Genomic DNA, 14966 nt, shown 5'->3' with positions numbered 1-14966 from the left:
ATGCCAAACACGATGATACCGCTGTCCCCTACTCGCTGGGCGGATATCGCCAGACAAGGTGGATACATTACGCCGGCTCAACGTGAAGCGTTCACTCAGGCTATCCATCTGGTGAGAACACAGTTAAACACGGTGCTCAGCCAGTCAGGGTCGCCACGGCGAGGGGAGTTCGAGTTCGATACGTTTGTGGATTCACTGGAGCAGGATTTCCTGCGCAAGGCCGATATCCATACGGAGAATGGGCTACACAGCGACGTGGCGCAGACTTCGTTCTGGGTCGCCCGCCTGATCGCCGATCGCTTTATTGCGGTGCGTCAAATGTAATATTTGTGCCATACCGCACCGGGGAAAAGCCAGTAAGGGAAACCTGTGCTGGCTTTTTTTATCTAAAGTGGGGGACGTATTTATATTTTTTAGTGTTAATCGACTGTGTTGATGATTAAACGCGTATTCCGGCTGAGCCTGCGGGCCGCTCAGGGCTTTATTGATTCCATTTTTGACTTGATGGGCGTCCCATTGCGCTGCCCGGATTACACAAGTGTCAGCAAGCGGGCAATGTCGGTTAACGTCGGTTTTAAAACACCCTCGGCGCTAAAGAAACGCAAGGTGTTCCCAACGGATGACTCGATGCGGAAAGTGATTTATCTGGCGATACAGTCGGCGTCAAAAAAATGGAGCATGCCAATCCAGAACTGGCGGCTGGCAATGAGCCGTTTTATTATCGAGTTCGGTGATCGTCTGGACGGTCACTACTGAGAAAAGGCATTTACACAGAATCGTGTACAGGGTCTATCCCAAATCTGATTTATTCAACAAAGCCGCGTGTCCACTAATGGTGGGTAAGATCAAACAGAAACTTCTATCGATTGAATGCATTATCTACTCGACCACATATTACTCAGTCCGGTTGGTTTTCTTGTTGATGCCAACATTACCCAACTCGGACTGAGCTTGTTTAGTTTATAGCTAATACTTAGCTATGGTTATCAGGTTTTATATTCCCAATGAATCCTCCGGTGTTGGCCCAATTCTTTTTATTACTTTTATTTTCACCTACTAGATGACCATCCAGTTGCTCAGAATATAATTCTTTCACTGAAACACCATTATTTTCTAAAGTAGGACGCTCTTTAGCATTCCAGGTATTGTTTTGGAATGCTTCGCTTTTAACATAGGGATCTTTTTCCGAAATGGCATGTATTGCTTTTGCTTCCCCAGTAACTTTGTCTGCATAGCGCATCGACATGATATCCCAAAGGGTATGAGGAACGGAATGTTGTGATGAGACAACGGATTCTTTGCTATCCGTTTTACTTATCCCTGTTTCTACCAATATATCAATACCTGTATTTGCAATCCCTTTTTCAATGAGATCCTTTTTGACCGTATAGTTATCATCACTTAATTTTGTACCGTCCGCATACTTGAATCTTTCTTTTATAAAAGAAAAGCTATCCTCTTCACCACTGTAATTATGCAGTGAATGCCCTCCTTCCGTCATCTCTAGTGTTACTCCTCCTTGCTTTTCAGCGATCGACTGAGCTGTCAACATTGCAGAATGGATAACTTCACCATCTTTCATAGTGCTACCGCTCCAGAAATAGGCTCCATTATGAGGTGAATTCATATTGGATGTCGCGGTAAATGCGCCTAGACTTTCCAATTCTTTATTACGATTGATTACAATGTTTACGGCATCTTTCAGAGCCCCTTGACCGTTCGTATATTGTAATTTATCCCGTAATGAAAATTGATTATTATCAGCCTGATGGCCATAATTTTTTGCCTGAAGTAAATTCTTATCAGCGTTAACATCCTGGTTAGGCTGTGACATACTTTTGGCCGCACCATTAGAAAATGGTGATAGCTCTTTTTTTTTGATATCGTCTGAGGTTGCCTCTCTTATATTTGGATTACGTTCAGGCCAAGGAGTGACTACTGGACGAAGCGATGGAGCCTGGTTTTCATTTGAATTATCCGCATGTTTTTTCTCTTGTGCTGGCTTTTCATTGATATTAGGTAAATTGTACTGACCATGGTTTTTTATTGGGTTTACATTAGATAACATAATATTATTCCTCTGATTCATATATTTGAAGTGTAAAATAAGATGAATGAAACTCCCTTTTCTGGCAATGTCAGCTCAACGTCGTTACAACATCATCAATGATTTATCCAAAATCACATATGATGACATGAGCCTATGATTGAGTGGAATGAAAGGGGGAATGGTTCCAGGCATATTTATTTTGGGGTGGCGCTTCCAATTAGTAGAACATGTACTTTTCGATGAAGGAGCCGATGACTTTTTCGTGGACTTCGATAGAGCGTGAGAAGCAAATCGTTTTGCGAGCCAACCGCTTGATACGGGTACGAAGCGTCAGATTGTTACGCTCATTGCGCTGTGTAAAGATTTTATCTGTCAGGTGATTCTCCTTCAGGACTTCTCTGGCATAACTCCCCCAGTCGACGCTGCTTATCATGCCAATGTTGAAGGGGGTTAGCACTCGCAACGCAATAACATAACGTTAAAAATAATGCCGGCCACATTACGTGACCGGCATAAGCATGTTTGGCAGAAATCCGCCGTTTAATCAGCGAGCTTCTTCAACCCCATATTGACAATGCGGTCACCGATCATAGATGCATCAATACCCAGAGAGGCACCGCCGTTGCCACGAGCATTTAGGTTAGTATTACCGGTGTCACCCGCTACTGCGCTCTTAATCATGCCAACAGCCTTCATGAATTTATCCATGCTGCCTTTGGTCATGCCGTCGTCATCCGGCTTGCTCAGCGCCTTAGCCCAGGATTTGTCATCCTGCTTCGCCGTCTGCCAGTTATCTTTCTGGTATTCCGGTTTGCCGAAGACTTCAGGGTATTGATCCATAAACTGGCCAATCTCTTTTGCCATCTTACGGTCTTCTTTATCGACGAAATAACGCGTCGGGCTGTCATTATGGGTGCTGATGTTGTTCAGTTCCTGCAAGCCCGCTTTTTGCCCAACGCTCATCCCCAGCGTATTGCCCAGTTGATTGAATGCGCCTGCGCCGCTCAAACCTTGCAGGCCATTGTTACCCAGTTGCAGAGGTGAATTTTGTCCTTGAGCCTGACTCAGGCCGTTACCCAAAATCGCGGACAGCGCATCGTTAACGCCTTTGGTATACGCTGAAATTTCCGGGGACGTCGGCTGTTTGTTACCGAAAAGCCCCCCCTGCTGTTGCGACATACCGCCACCCAGCAGATCTTCCAGCGCGCTAAATAGCAGGCTGCCCATCATGGCTGATGGATTCATGGCATTCATACCCGCGCCCAGCGCACCACCCAATCCACCACCGAGCTCGCTATCCAGACCACTGCCAAGGCTACTGCCAAGACCTCCGGCCAAACCCTGTCCCAGTAAACCACCGCCCAAGCTGCCTAAGCTACTACCCAACCCGCCAAGACTACCGCCCATACCGCCGCCCATCATGCTACCCATGAACAGCATGGTCGTCATGATATCGGACAGTTGTTCTGCGATATTGCTACGCTGGCCACCAAATGCCGACTGCGACGGCGATGCACCATTTTGTGAAGACTGAGATTGAAATAAACCGCCGTTACCGCCCGCCTTGATTGTTATTTGCAGAGAAGCTCCGCCACCAAGAGAATTAAGCATAATGTTTCCTCAATGAGTAAATGGGTTATGAAAGCGCCAGTGGATGTGCGGTCAGCCCACGTAACTGTGACACTCCCCCATTAAGTGATTTTCTGGCCTGTACGGTTCCCGCTGCTCGCACGAAAACGTATCACTTTTCACCGTTCAGCGCGGAGGCAGACCAGCTAAACGCCACAGTTCCTCGATCTCCGCGATAGGCTCCATCGATGCGGGTAGCGAGCGATGTAACCGCAGATTTTGCTGTTCATCCAGACTCAGGTCGCATGCAGACAGTTCATCGGCTTCCAGAAAACGGCGTTGTAAAATTTGCCGCAGCATACCGGGATAATGTCGGGCGGGAGCAAGCGTTAAGACGAGTGCTGGCTCCCGCCTCGACACCACCGTATACCACAGCGTGATGCCCGACTGTACAGACCAACAGGCTGTCGGTGCAGTTTCCATCGCCGCGAGAAAGTCATGCTGATTGTCGACGACTTCCTCTGGCTCACTCATCTACATTTACCCTGCTGTAATCCGCTGGGCCGTTGCGTAAATCAGGTTGCCACCAGATGACAAGCTGGTGCGTTTCCGGCTGTGGGCGACAGGTGACCGAGGCGCAGTTGGCCACCTGCCGTGGTGCATTACAGGCGCTCAACAGAAGTGCTATCAGCGCCACTGACAGTGCTTTATGGTTCATAGAAATGCCCTGTAGTTGTTGATAATGGTTATTGAAATGATGGCTATTGAAATAGTTATTCAGATGAACTGGTGATGAAGCGAGTGACGCTGTCTCCGATACCCTTTCCAACCCCTCCCAAAGGGCGGATTGGAAAGGGACAAAATCCCCACCTTTATCACCAAACCGAGAGATCGCTACTGAGATATCAGCACGTTACGCCGGGTTGGCTGGGGCGTTAGCGCAGGCTGCAAGGCAAGAAAAACCTCACTGGACTCCCCCGGTGCCAGCGTCGTTTTCGGCCACACAGCCACCGCCAGCGTACGACTGCTGGCGCAGGCTGCTTCATCAAAACGTTGCGGCTGAGTACCGCCGTTACGCACCACGCCGACACTCAGGCGTACCTGACCGTTGCCGTACCACTGATAGCGCGAACTGTCATAGATCAGGCCCGGCTGTGAGCGGCACACCTCTCCCAATCGCGCACCTTTGCTGTCGGCCTGAAACCCGGCAGGAAGTTGACGGCTGGCAAGATCGCGAAACGCGCTTTCAATCAGGCTATAGAGATCTGTTTTGCCGTTACGCTGCGCCACGCGGTTCATGGCGCCATTCAACTGCTGACGATTGGCAGAGGAAACATAGCGTGTGGGATCGGTTTGATCGCCGACCAGATGCGGCGTAAGAATAAACAGGCGCTCACGGCGCGAGACTTCATGACGCGTCGAGGTAAACAGTTTTCCCAGTAGTGGAATATCCCCGAGGATCGGAATACGGCGATCGCGGTCACCGCTCTCCTCAACGTGAAAACCGCCCAAAACCAGCGCACGGTTCTCGCCAATCAGTGCCTGCGTGCTGACGGTGCCACGCTTCACGCCCGATGCCTCACCTTCACGCCCCGTCTCGACCTGACCGTCTTCGATGTCGATAACCAGTTGGATACTGCGCTGCGCGCCTTCACCGATCACTCGCGGCGTCACTTGCAGACTAGTCCCCGCCGTCACTGGTTGAATGTCCGCGACGCGCTCGCCCGTTGCCGTAATAAATGCCGTCCGGCTGAAGTCGACAATCGCGGGCTGGTTTTCCAGCGTCAATACGGAAGGGTTGGCGACAATAGAGGCGGTACCTTCTCCCTCCAATGCCTGAATATCGGCGAAGAAACGTTTGAAATCGCTGACAAACAGGGTACTCCGCCCCATCATCATGGTGCTGCCCGCACTCACATTGCCGAGCTGCGCCTGCCAGTTCGCTTCCAGCCGCGACAGCGCGGTACGATCCACATCCAGAATAATGGCATCAATGTTGACCAGATTTTGCGGTACGTCGATATGCTCGACGAGCTGCTGATACTCTGCACGGCGTTTTTCATCATCCCGAATCAACAGCGCATTATTGCGTACATCGGCAGAAATCTTGCCGCTTAGCGTCACGCGGCCTGACGCCTCACCGCTGCGCCCCGGGCTATTGCGGGTTGCCAGTCGAGTCATCAGCGAACGCGTGCTGTCCCGCATCGCTTCCATTCCCGTATCAGGCTGCACGGGCATCGGCCCGGAGGCTCCCGCGGGTGCCGCACGCTGACCATCCATCAGTTCATTAAGGATGGTCGCGACACCGGGGATCGTGACTTTTTGATCGCGGTATTGCAGCGTCCGATCAGATACCGAGGCATAGCGCAGCGGGAAAATCATCACCTTGCGCCGTTCGTCCTGCTTTTCCCGCTGCTGGCTGAAATTACGGATCAGATCGATATACGCCTGCGGCCCGGTAACCAGCACTACGCCCTCCTCAGGTAATTCCCCCCATCCGAAGCGCGAGTCGAGCAACCCGATACCACTGAGTGCCTGCTTAATATCGGGCGCAGCATCAGGGGAGATTTCCAGGCGTACCGAAGCCTGTTCATCCTGCGGGCTGACATACAGCGCATTGTTATACACGAACCACTGAAAGCGATGCTCCAGCGCCAGCCTGTCGAGAAATAGCGTGGGAGTATCCGCACGGATTTTCGCCGTAACCTCATTGTCCGTAATGTTGCCCAGCACCAAATCTACGCCGTGGCTGTTGGCGAAATCCGTCAAAATGGCAGACAGCTGCGTCTGCTCAGCAGAATACGCATACGCCCCCTTATTCCAGTCGGGTGGCGTGGCGGCGTGCGCCAGCGAAATCATCCCGTTCACCGGGATAATCCCCATTAGTACCACCGCCCAGCAAAACCAGCGATAGATCGCCAGCAGCGTGCTATACGATCGATTACGTACCCATCCCTTACGCATGTCGTTCTCCTTGCAAAAAAGCCAGCGTGTTCAGATTCAGTGGAGCGGAAACCGGCATTTTCACGCGCGGCGCGAGCAGGCTCAGCCAGACGTCCCGTTGGTTAAGTAAGGTTTCCAAACTGCGGCACAGCTGCATGACGTCATCGGCATCGGGCCGCATCCATAGCCACAACTGGTCATCCTGCGGTGAGAGCGAAAGTACCGCTGTTGCATCCTCAAACTGTGCGTGAGCCGCGTCGGCCAGCTGTAATGCCCGTGTCAGCATCAGTTCATCCGGCAACACAGGCAGCGGAATGGCTGCGCTGCACGCCACACCTGAAGACTGCCGCACAATGGTCACCGCGCCACCGTCAATCTCCAGTTTCAGCATCGATGTTCCGCCGTTTAGCCAGTGTTCCAACATCGCGGCTACATCAGTTGAAGTCATTGATGATGGCCTTTGCCAAACCGTGTTTAACGCTCAACAGCTGCCCGACAGCCCAACTGGCATTGGAATAATCCATACTGGCTTCAAAAAAAGCGTAACTATCCGCCTGACTGGCACCGCCTTCGGCAACATTCAGTGCAATATCATCCAGCTGTTGCTGCGAATCGACCAGGTGCGCATCAAGGCGGCGCTGAATTGGGTTAAGGGACATAGCTCTCTCTCCTCACAAGGTATTTTCCTCACAAAACGGTTTGGGTCATTAACCTAAAAGTTCTCGTCATTGACCTGATAGTGAGTGGCTAACCCCAGCATGCAGTTCCCAACGGCAAATGATGGTTTCACATAGCGGCGGCGTGATCGGGAGGAATGAGCAGCTGTGCCGCCCGCCGCCAGCTTAACGACATTACACCATGCGCCGTAATCAGCTTCATGGCATCGTTATCCAGCATCTCATCGCTGGCGAGACGCCACTCCAGATGCGGATGCCCGTCCAGCCAGTGCTGTACATCGGTAAGCTGGGCGGGATGGCAGTACAGCGTTCCCCGGATCTCCCCTTGCTGTTGCTTCAACAACTGCCGCAGCAAAGCGTGATAACGCGACGGCGCAGGCGTTTTATCCAGCAAATGCGCCAGCGCATCGCGCAGCAGCTGTCCGGCTTGTGTAACCATGGTCTGCTCAAGGTGCTCCCTGTCTTGCCGAATACCTTGCAATAGCGCGTTTGCCTGCTGCCAGAACGTTGCTTCTGCGTTTTCTACCGCCTGCTCACAGAGCGTTCTGGCATGTTCATGCGCCTGCGCCACGATCGTATCGGCCTGCACATTGGCCTCTTCCCAGAGTGTCCGACAGCGCCGATGTGCGGCAACCCGCTCCGCCGGGATAATCACCGCGTCATCCCGACTTGCGCCGGGTAATGTCGCAAACGTCTTTGTCGTCAGCATGCTTCATCCTTACTGTACGAAGTGAAATTTGGTTGAGATAAAAAACGGCGTGCGGCCAGAAACCACGCGAAATAACCATAGGGCAAACCTAGGTGGAGGCTGACGCCTTCCAGATGAGGGCGTCGCACAGCGCATTTAGTCGGGCAGCGGGTAATGACACCGACGGGAGATGATCGTGATTTCCCCAGTCTCGGGGAAAGAGCAACCGCAAGCGCGGCCAGCACGCTTCGCCATAGCGAATGCGCAGCAGCATCAACGCATCCTGATAGCAGGTCGACGGCGATGAAGCCAAAAATGTAACCTGTGGCGGCAGCCATAAACCCGGGCGCAACGCCTTTGCCAGTCGCTCACACCATATGGCCTCAGCATCAGTGTGTTCCGGGTTACGTCTAGGTTGGCAAACCCACATCATCAGACGCAACACCGTTTCCCGCTGCGCCGTATCCAGCATTCCCAACTGCATTAGCGAGGCATGCTGATCTGGCGGCAACACCAGCGGCAGAGAAAAATAGCGATTAAGCTGCACGGCATTCACATGCAACCAATCACTACGCCGTGGTGAATCGGGCAACATAATACCTTGGTTCCACCAGCTGGAATCCGCTTGTAGCAGACATCCCTCTACCCACCAGATCAGCCACGCAAGCGAAGTGATGTCGCCCGCTTCGCTCCCACTGCTTTGCTCTTGTGTTGTCATTGTGACGACGACGCCCTCGCTTTTTTCTGCTGCCATTGCCGTAGGTAAGGCGCGCCAATGCGCCAGCCCAATAGGCCTGCCAGCATCAGACCAAACAGCCCTGCGCTCCACTGCCAGCGCCGCATTTCATCCTGCGTCAGCGTGAACGGCCCCAGTGTCACAACGGGAATCGTGTCTTGATACGGTTCTGCCGGAACAAAAACAATCGCCAGTTCTTTATCGTCCTTACCAGACAGGCCGGGAATGCTGCTGGCCACCATCCGGCGGATACGCGGCTCCATCCCATCCGGTTCAAGTTCGGCTCGATATTTAATAAACACCGCCGCTGAAGCGGGCTGAACCGGCTCACCGGGCGCGATACGCTCGGGCAACACCACATGCACTCGCGCCACCAGAACGCCGTCGATCTGCGCCAGCGTCGCTTCAACTTCCTGCGACAGGGCGTAGATATAGCGGGCGCGCTCTTCCAACGGCGTTGAGATCACGCCGCTTTTCTGAAAGACCTCCCCCAGATTGGTGCGCGATTGCTTTGGTAAACCCGCCGCATTAAGAATATTGACGGCGCGTTCCATGTTTTTTGCATCAATCACCAGCGTAACGCCGGTTTTGTCCACCCGTTTCTCCGCGCCGATCTGATAGCGGCCAAGCATCGAAATCGCCTCGTTGGCATCGTTTTCCGACAGCCCGCGATTCAGCTCAATCGGCTCGCCGCAGCCAGCCAATAACCCGATCAGCAGAAGAAACACTCGCTTATCGATTTTCATAGGCTGCTACTGTAAGTTGGTGAGTTTTTCCAGACTTTGCACACTTTTTGCCACCAATTTGGCACTCAGCAGACTTTCCAAATAGAACGACGACAGCGTTCGGGTCGCATCCAGCACGTCCTTGGGATTGTTGGATCGCATCGACTGGCTGACATCGCGTTCAGCGGATTTGAAAACGCTATTCAGTCCCTGAGATTTTTCCGCCAGCGCGCCTAGCCACTGACTATTACCACTTTCCGCCGTCATCGCTGCCGGCGACAGCGCCGCGCTAAACCAGGAAACGTCCTGATCATTGGCAGAAAAGGAAAAAGACGAACCGTTGTCCGCCAGCGGAGCATCTCCCGGCTGAGGCTGCGTAGTAGCGTGGTTGATTTTCATGGTGTGGATTCCATCGCGGACGGGGTAAATAAAGCCGGAGCAGTGCTCCGGCTCGTTGACTCACAATCAGAACTGGATGGCCTTCGCTGCTTTCTGCCCGGAGTTCAGCGATTTGGATGCAGAATCCATCTGGCCATCCAGAATAGAGTTTTCCGTATCCAGCGCAATTTTCTGTGCCTGAGCGCCAGCTGCACGAGTCAGAGAACCAGCCATTGCGGTATCCAGAGTCTGAGAAGCCGCCTGAGATGCAACCTGAGAAAGTCCTAAAGCCATGATATATCTCCAAATATGATGAATGTTTACGGTAGTGAACTGTCATGCTGTACATACAGTCATCTTGTTCATTCATTAAGTGGGAGAGCGGGTCTGTGAGTTCCAACTGAAAGCAAATTCTTTCAGCAATGGCGAGGTGAGGGGAAGAACTAGCCTGGTTTTATCTGTGTTTCCGACCGTTAGTCGTCATGGATTTTCTTTTAGAACAATAGAAAACGTTGGATGGTATTTCAGTAAAGCGGTAGCATTGCGCGATCTACCAGATATCCATCACTATCAGTGTCCACCGATAGAAGCGGTGTAATCTGACAGCAGGTCTACCAGCAAAAGTAGGCCTGCCGCCATCAGCTACAGTATCCCGGCAGGTACACGATCGGCATTCATGCCTGACACGCTTCCCCGCCCCCTGCGCACATTTCTCGCACCGTCACATTCAGCACTTTCAGGCGGTGATAGAGCGTTCGTTTGGGGATCCCCAGTTCCACAATGACATCGTCAATGCAGTGGTCGTGGCGGCGTAGCGCATCCTGAATCAGAAATTTTTCAATCCGTTTTAAACGGTCTTTTAATTGTAAAGGGCGCAAGTGCAGTAGCGGCTGGATTTCAGCTAGTGGTGACAGCCCCAGCGCCCATCGGTCCGCCGCCGCTTTCAGCTCGCGAATATTGCCCGGCCAGCTATGGGTCAACAGCTGCTCATAGATTTCCGCCGTCATCGGCGGCAGAGCCATTCTCAGGCGTATCGCCGCTTCCTGACTAAAACGCTGGAACAGCGGCAGAATGAGATCGCTACGGGAACGCAGCGTCGGCAGTTGAATCTTTACCGTATCCAGACGGAAATAGAGATCGCGGCGAAACAACCCTTTTTCTACCAGTTGCAGCAGCGGCGTTTGTGTCGCCACAATTACGCGCATATCCACGGGTGTGAACTGGGTGCTCCCCAGTCGCTTAACGCCACGACTTTCCAGCACGCGTAACATCTTGGCTTGCAGTGTCATGGGCATACTGTCGATCTCATCCAGAAACAGGATCCCTTTGTCCGCACTTTCCAGATAACCGGCGCGAGAGCGGTTCGCACCGGTATAAGCACCCGAGACCACGCCAAACAATTCGCTTTCGGCCAAATTTTCCGGTACGGCCGCACAGTTCACTGCGACCAGAGGGCCGCTGCATTGAGAAAGTTGGTGAATGCGATTCGCCAGCGTGTCTTTCCCTGTGCCAGTTTCACCTTCAAGCACGATATCAACATTGAGGGGGGCAATAACATTGATGATTGGCGACAGCGATGAGTGAATATCATCAGTCGTGTGCGTGGAATGTCCCGACAAGTCTAATGATGGCTTTTCTCGTGATAAATGGCCTAATGATGAATAGCGCTGTATGTCCTGACGGTAATGATTATTCATTAACTACTCCTGGGGCCCGAATGGGCTAACTCACTGCTTTCCATAACGTGGGGCGTACCACCGCGTTTCTCCGCGTAGCGCACACCGATTCATCACCGGTGGAACGATGACAAGCATTACCGCCATTGAATAATGAAACCATCAGGCATCGCTGAACATCAGGTAGGAATTCCAGAGGAATTTGTAGGGAAATACCTACAAAAATGTGACCAACATGAGCAAAAACAGTCCGTTACTCTCTTAAACAATTAGTAGAAAAAAGAAAAGATACCGTAAGGAAACCGTAAGCCTTAGCAAAAGGGATTCACCGACTATTGAATCCCTTTATCGCTGTTATTTCTTTCCTCTTCGAGTTCCCATTACTAGGGAATGAGCTTCTTGCTAAAAACGTATTTAACGATCTCCACATTGGTACTGAACTGCATTTTTTCCATCAGGCGCGCTTTGTGGGTGCTGACTGTTTTGTTGCTGATCGCCAGCTCATTAGCGATAGCATTAATCCCCATCCCCTGTGCAAACAAAATCATGATTTGGTGCTCTCTGGCCGTCAGGACATCGTGCTCGGCCCTACCGTCTTGCGTATAATTAGAAAACACTAGCTGTTCGGCAATGGTGTGATCGATATAGCGAGCGCCCTGTGCAACACGCCGGATGGCCGCCAGCAGCGCCTCCGGGTCTTTATCTTTGGTAATGTAGCCTCTGGCTCCGCTTTTCAGAGCATGCTGTGCAATTTGCGCCTCGCTGTACATGCTGAGCACCAGAATCGGCAAGCGCGGATATTGCGCCACCACGCGTGAAATCAGCGCTTCACCGCTAATACCGGGCATCGACATATCCAGCAGCAGCAAATCGGGCGTCACGCTGCGCAACTGCGCCAGCACCTGTGCGCCATTTCCTGCTTCAGCAACGACGCTCAGTGAGTCATCCAGCGCAAAGATCTGCTTGAGCCCTTCGCGCATGATGACGTGATCGTCTGCGATCATTAAACGTATTAGTTTGTCCATCGCTCATTTTTTCCTTTGTTATTCTTGTCCCGCGATTAACGGATATAGCCATTTTTAGGAAATGTTAACTGCACCTGCGTGCCTTTGCCGGGTGCACTTTCAATGATGACCTCACCTCCCAGCATGCGCCCTCGCTCTTTCATGCTCATGAGTCCGAAGGCGTTCTTATTCTTTGCACGAGAATCAAATCCTTTGCCGTTATCCTCAATGCACAGTACCACGCAGTCCGGCAGATTCTCCAGTGTAATAAGCACCTGTGTGGCGGCGGCGTAACGCGCCACGTTAGTCAACGACTCCTGCGCGACGCGAAAGGCCGCAGTGGTACTCTCGTCATTAAGTACCAGCGTTTCCCCCGGCGTTCGCAACAGGCAGTTTGCGCTGTAGTGTCGGTTAAACTCGTCGCAAAGCCATTCCAGCGCAGGCGTGAGCCCCATGTTCAAAACATTTGGTCTGAGTCGAGTCGAGACGTTACGCACCACCTGAATCGTTTGGTCAGCCAACTGCATCAACTTTTGCAAATGTGCCTGCATATCTGGATTTTCCTTGGCAAAACACATGCGCATCAGCGACAGGCTCATGCGAATCGTGGTCAGGTGCTGCCCCAGCTCATCGTGAATCTCCTGTGCGATATGCTTACGCTCTTCCTCGCGTGAAATCTCACGCTGACGCGCCAGTAAACGCAATTGCATATGTGAATCGGACAGCTTCTTCTCCGCATAGCGAATGGCCGTAATGTCCCGTCCTACGGTCAAAATGGAAACCAGCACACCGTGCTGATCGAACTCAGGCACGCAGCGAATGTGATGAATATGGTGATGACGTTGCTCACCTTTCCCCTGCACTTCCATGACTTCACCTTCTGCGCTACTGCGAGTATCGACAACCTGCTGCACCAGCTGTTCCATGCGGATTGCACACAATTCCGTAATCATTCGGCCCCGAAGTTGCTCTACGGTAAATTCCAAATGTTTCAGGCTGGCAGGATTGGCATACAGGCAATTCAGATTAGGATCGAAGCGGATAATCAAATCCGGTGTGTTCTCAACCAGCGCGCGAAACTCTTGTTCCCGCGCGTAAGCCAACTGCTCGATATGTTTACGTTCCCTGATATCTCTGACTACACACATGTTGTAGCTACGTCCTCTGTGTTGGAAATGCGTGAAATTGACCTCAACCGGAATCGTCATGCCATAGCGGGTGAGGTGTTTGGTTTCAAACGTGGTGCCCACGCTCGACGCGTACTCCTGCAACCAGTCGGGTGAGCTATGCTCAGCGCCCCATTCAGGATCGATATCGGCCACGCTCAAATGCATGAACTCCGTAATGCTGTAGCCCAGCGTCTGGGTGGCAGCCTCATTGACATAACAAAAACGCTGCTCTTCATTGACGATATAAATCGCGTCTTTGATGCGGCTAAACGCAAAATCCACTAGCTCCAGCTCTGGGTCTTTGGTCTTCTCATCGGAACGAAAAGGTTGGGTGAACATCATTGCCATCTCCTTGTTTTTAATTAAAACATTTGTGCAGGTAGCTCAATACGGCGTCTCAACATTCCAGAAGATGGATAGGAAACCCTGCAACGACATAAATGCGACCTGATATCACAACGTGCAACCCACAAATTGAGCGGTAACCGCCACCTTGAATAAGGCAGTCACCACATCAATCAGTGAAAAATGGCGGTGGCAGACACGTTCTTTCGTTCCTTGGAATGCCGTTAGGATTCAACAGCCTGACGGATCACACCTCGGGCACGAGACAGCCGTGACCGCACCGTACCGATGGGGATCCCCAACTGCAACGCGAGATCCTGATAGCTGGCATCGGTATCCAGCAGTTGCATCAGCATCTGACGAGTATCCTCAGGCAGTGAGACGATGGCATCCATCGCGCGTTTCAGTGCTCGTTGGCTTTCGGTAATGGCGCCGGGATCGAGTTCTATCGCGATATGTTCCAGCATCTCATCGCCCATTTCCTGAGCGCGATGGCGTGCCTGCTTGAAATAGTTGCGCACCAGGTTGAGGGCTATGCCGAACACCCATGTCTCCGGTCGAGATGCCCCCGCAAATTTATCCTGATGTTTGAGCACTTCCAGATAGGTCATTTGCTGTAAATCCTCAACGTCGTCATGGTTGCTAACGCGTTTGCGGATAAAGTTATGCAATTTCTTTCCGTGTTGACGAAACACCTGTTCCCAATCTACAGCTCGCGCCGGGTAAAGCGAAGGGGTCTGTTCGATGTGTTTCAGGGTAGACATTTCCATTTGCTGACTCTCCGTTGTTATGCCCTATTGGCAAAAACGGAAGAGCAAGCCTTGTGCCAGCCCATAATAATTTTTATTCCACTGATTTTTAATCAGTTATTTTTAATTTTTCTTTTTATCATGTCATTTATTGCCAACGTCAACAGCGTGAAATTGCAAGTTATTGCAATCAGTAAAACGGTATTTAAACCAATCCGCCATCAAATTCGGCCTGCTCCGATGACTTCACACCGGGG

At 51.8% G+C, this 14966-nt stretch carries 17 protein-coding genes and 2 pseudogenes; 2 read left to right on the top strand and 17 right to left on the bottom strand.

The window, feature by feature from the left end:
- Together EH206_RS09590 and EH206_RS09585 are read left to right on the top strand one after the other, a co-directional pair.
- A complete protein-coding gene (locus tag EH206_RS09590; protein ID WP_009112573.1) occupies positions 1–324 on the top strand; it encodes a hypothetical protein in 324 nt (107 codons plus the stop codon).
- Between the two features lie 99 nt (positions 325–423).
- Positions 424–588: pseudogene (locus EH206_RS09585) on the top strand (transposase); the annotation flags it as partial.
- A 385-nt stretch (positions 589–973) separates the two neighbouring features.
- On the opposite strand, the gene EH206_RS09575 reads toward EH206_RS09585, so the two are convergent.
- The 17 genes and pseudogenes from EH206_RS09575 to EH206_RS09495 all read right to left on the bottom strand — a co-directional run bounded on the left by EH206_RS09575 (position 974) and on the right by EH206_RS09495 (position 14730).
- On the bottom strand, positions 974–2068 hold the full coding sequence (locus tag EH206_RS09575) for a hypothetical protein (protein WP_009112572.1): 1095 nt from the start codon (positions 2066–2068) through the stop codon (positions 974–976).
- A gap of 199 nt (positions 2069–2267) precedes the next feature.
- Positions 2268–2513: pseudogene (locus EH206_RS09570) on the bottom strand (IS1 family transposase); the annotation flags it as partial.
- A gap of 77 nt (positions 2514–2590) precedes the next feature.
- Positions 2591–3661 (bottom strand): harpin HrpZ family protein, encoded by a 1071-nt coding sequence (locus tag EH206_RS09565; RefSeq protein WP_009112571.1) that lies wholly within the window; start codon positions 3659–3661, stop codon positions 2591–2593.
- Between the two features lie 144 nt (positions 3662–3805).
- Positions 3806–4153, bottom strand: a complete 348-nt coding sequence (locus tag EH206_RS09560) for a hypothetical protein (RefSeq protein ID WP_009112570.1) — start codon at positions 4151–4153, stop codon at positions 3806–3808.
- Positions 4146–4337 (bottom strand): HrpT family type III secretion system protein, encoded by a 192-nt coding sequence (hrpT, locus tag EH206_RS09555; RefSeq protein WP_009112569.1) that lies wholly within the window; start codon positions 4335–4337, stop codon positions 4146–4148. Before hrpT ends, EH206_RS09560 begins: the two co-directional genes overlap by 8 nt.
- A 176-nt stretch (positions 4338–4513) precedes the next feature.
- Entirely contained in the window at positions 4514–6583 is a 2070-nt protein-coding gene (gene sctC / locus EH206_RS09550) for a type III secretion system outer membrane ring subunit SctC (protein ID WP_009112568.1), read from the bottom strand.
- Positions 6576–7010, bottom strand: a complete 435-nt coding sequence (locus EH206_RS09545; protein WP_009112567.1) for a type III secretion system chaperone — start codon at positions 7008–7010, stop codon at positions 6576–6578. The genes sctC and EH206_RS09545 overlap by 8 nt, the downstream gene beginning before the upstream one ends.
- Complete coding sequence (locus EH206_RS09540; protein ID WP_009112566.1) at positions 6997–7221, bottom strand: type III secretion protein HrpF; 225 nt, start codon at positions 7219–7221, stop codon at positions 6997–6999. The genes EH206_RS09545 and EH206_RS09540 overlap by 14 nt, the downstream gene beginning before the upstream one ends.
- A 127-nt stretch (positions 7222–7348) precedes the next feature.
- Positions 7349–7948 (bottom strand): type III secretion system stator protein SctL, encoded by a 600-nt coding sequence (gene sctL / locus EH206_RS09535; RefSeq protein ID WP_009112565.1) that lies wholly within the window; start codon positions 7946–7948, stop codon positions 7349–7351.
- A gap of 88 nt (positions 7949–8036) precedes the next feature.
- The gene (locus EH206_RS09530) at positions 8037–8645 is read right to left on the bottom strand and encodes a hypothetical protein (RefSeq protein WP_009112564.1); all 609 of its coding nucleotides are present in this window, start codon (positions 8643–8645) and stop codon (positions 8037–8039) included.
- On the bottom strand, positions 8642–9409 hold the full coding sequence (gene sctJ / locus EH206_RS09525) for a type III secretion system inner membrane ring lipoprotein SctJ (protein WP_009112563.1): 768 nt from the start codon (positions 9407–9409) through the stop codon (positions 8642–8644). The genes EH206_RS09530 and sctJ overlap by 4 nt, the downstream gene beginning before the upstream one ends.
- A gap of 6 nt (positions 9410–9415) precedes the next feature.
- Positions 9416–9787 carry an EscI/YscI/HrpB family type III secretion system inner rod protein gene (locus tag EH206_RS09520; RefSeq protein WP_009112562.1) on the bottom strand — a complete coding sequence of 124 codons (372 nt, stop codon included), beginning with the start codon at positions 9785–9787 and terminating at the stop codon, positions 9416–9418.
- 66 nt (positions 9788–9853) lie between these two features.
- On the bottom strand, positions 9854–10060 hold the full coding sequence (locus tag EH206_RS09515) for a type III secretion system major pilin HrpA (protein WP_009112561.1): 207 nt from the start codon (positions 10058–10060) through the stop codon (positions 9854–9856).
- A 380-nt stretch (positions 10061–10440) separates the two neighbouring features.
- Positions 10441–11463, bottom strand: coding sequence for a sigma 54-interacting transcriptional regulator (locus tag EH206_RS09510; RefSeq protein WP_009112560.1), 1023 nt, complete (start codon positions 11461–11463; stop codon positions 10441–10443).
- A 362-nt stretch (positions 11464–11825) separates the two neighbouring features.
- Positions 11826–12467, bottom strand: a complete 642-nt coding sequence (locus EH206_RS09505) for a response regulator transcription factor (protein WP_009112559.1) — start codon at positions 12465–12467, stop codon at positions 11826–11828.
- A 35-nt stretch (positions 12468–12502) separates the two neighbouring features.
- Positions 12503–13957: a PAS domain-containing sensor histidine kinase gene (locus EH206_RS09500; protein ID WP_009112558.1), complete on the bottom strand. Its 1455-nt coding sequence runs from the start codon at positions 13955–13957 to the stop codon at positions 12503–12505.
- 227 nt (positions 13958–14184) lie between these two features.
- Positions 14185–14730, bottom strand: a complete 546-nt coding sequence (locus EH206_RS09495; RefSeq protein WP_009112557.1) for an RNA polymerase sigma factor — start codon at positions 14728–14730, stop codon at positions 14185–14187.
- Positions 14731–14966: the final 236 nt, after the last annotated feature.

Origin of the sequence: Brenneria nigrifluens DSM 30175 = ATCC 13028, assembly GCF_005484965.1 — a bacterium.
Lineage (GTDB): Bacteria > Pseudomonadota > Gammaproteobacteria > Enterobacterales > Enterobacteriaceae > Brenneria > Brenneria nigrifluens.
Note: the sequence above shows the minus strand (reverse complement) of the source record. Positions and strands in the feature narration are given on the sequence as shown.

What these genes read in the sequence shown, in the direction of transcription:
- EH206_RS09590 (WP_009112573.1), top strand. Translation starts at nt 1, where the DNA reads ATGCCAAACACGATGATACCGCTGTCCCCTACTCGCTGGGCGGATATC.
- EH206_RS09575 (WP_009112572.1), bottom strand. Translation starts at nt 2,068, where the DNA reads ATGTTATCTAATGTAAACCCAATAAAAAACCATGGTCAGTACAATTTA.
- EH206_RS09565 (WP_009112571.1), bottom strand. Translation starts at nt 3,661, where the DNA reads ATGCTTAATTCTCTTGGTGGCGGAGCTTCTCTGCAAATAACAATCAAG.
- EH206_RS09560 (WP_009112570.1), bottom strand. Translation starts at nt 4,153, where the DNA reads ATGAGTGAGCCAGAGGAAGTCGTCGACAATCAGCATGACTTTCTCGCG.
- hrpT (WP_009112569.1), bottom strand. Translation starts at nt 4,337, where the DNA reads ATGAACCATAAAGCACTGTCAGTGGCGCTGATAGCACTTCTGTTGAGC.
- sctC (WP_009112568.1), bottom strand. Translation starts at nt 6,583, where the DNA reads ATGCGTAAGGGATGGGTACGTAATCGATCGTATAGCACGCTGCTGGCG.
- EH206_RS09545 (WP_009112567.1), bottom strand. Translation starts at nt 7,010, where the DNA reads ATGACTTCAACTGATGTAGCCGCGATGTTGGAACACTGGCTAAACGGC.
- EH206_RS09540 (WP_009112566.1), bottom strand. Translation starts at nt 7,221, where the DNA reads ATGTCCCTTAACCCAATTCAGCGCCGCCTTGATGCGCACCTGGTCGAT.
- sctL (WP_009112565.1), bottom strand. Translation starts at nt 7,948, where the DNA reads ATGCTGACGACAAAGACGTTTGCGACATTACCCGGCGCAAGTCGGGAT.
- EH206_RS09530 (WP_009112564.1), bottom strand. Translation starts at nt 8,645, where the DNA reads ATGACAACACAAGAGCAAAGCAGTGGGAGCGAAGCGGGCGACATCACT.
- sctJ (WP_009112563.1), bottom strand. Translation starts at nt 9,409, where the DNA reads ATGAAAATCGATAAGCGAGTGTTTCTTCTGCTGATCGGGTTATTGGCT.
- EH206_RS09520 (WP_009112562.1), bottom strand. Translation starts at nt 9,787, where the DNA reads ATGAAAATCAACCACGCTACTACGCAGCCTCAGCCGGGAGATGCTCCG.
- EH206_RS09515 (WP_009112561.1), bottom strand. Translation starts at nt 10,060, where the DNA reads ATGGCTTTAGGACTTTCTCAGGTTGCATCTCAGGCGGCTTCTCAGACT.
- EH206_RS09510 (WP_009112560.1), bottom strand. Translation starts at nt 11,463, where the DNA reads ATGAATAATCATTACCGTCAGGACATACAGCGCTATTCATCATTAGGC.
- EH206_RS09505 (WP_009112559.1), bottom strand. Translation starts at nt 12,467, where the DNA reads ATGGACAAACTAATACGTTTAATGATCGCAGACGATCACGTCATCATG.
- EH206_RS09500 (WP_009112558.1), bottom strand. Translation starts at nt 13,957, where the DNA reads ATGATGTTCACCCAACCTTTTCGTTCCGATGAGAAGACCAAAGACCCA.
- EH206_RS09495 (WP_009112557.1), bottom strand. Translation starts at nt 14,730, where the DNA reads ATGGAAATGTCTACCCTGAAACACATCGAACAGACCCCTTCGCTTTAC.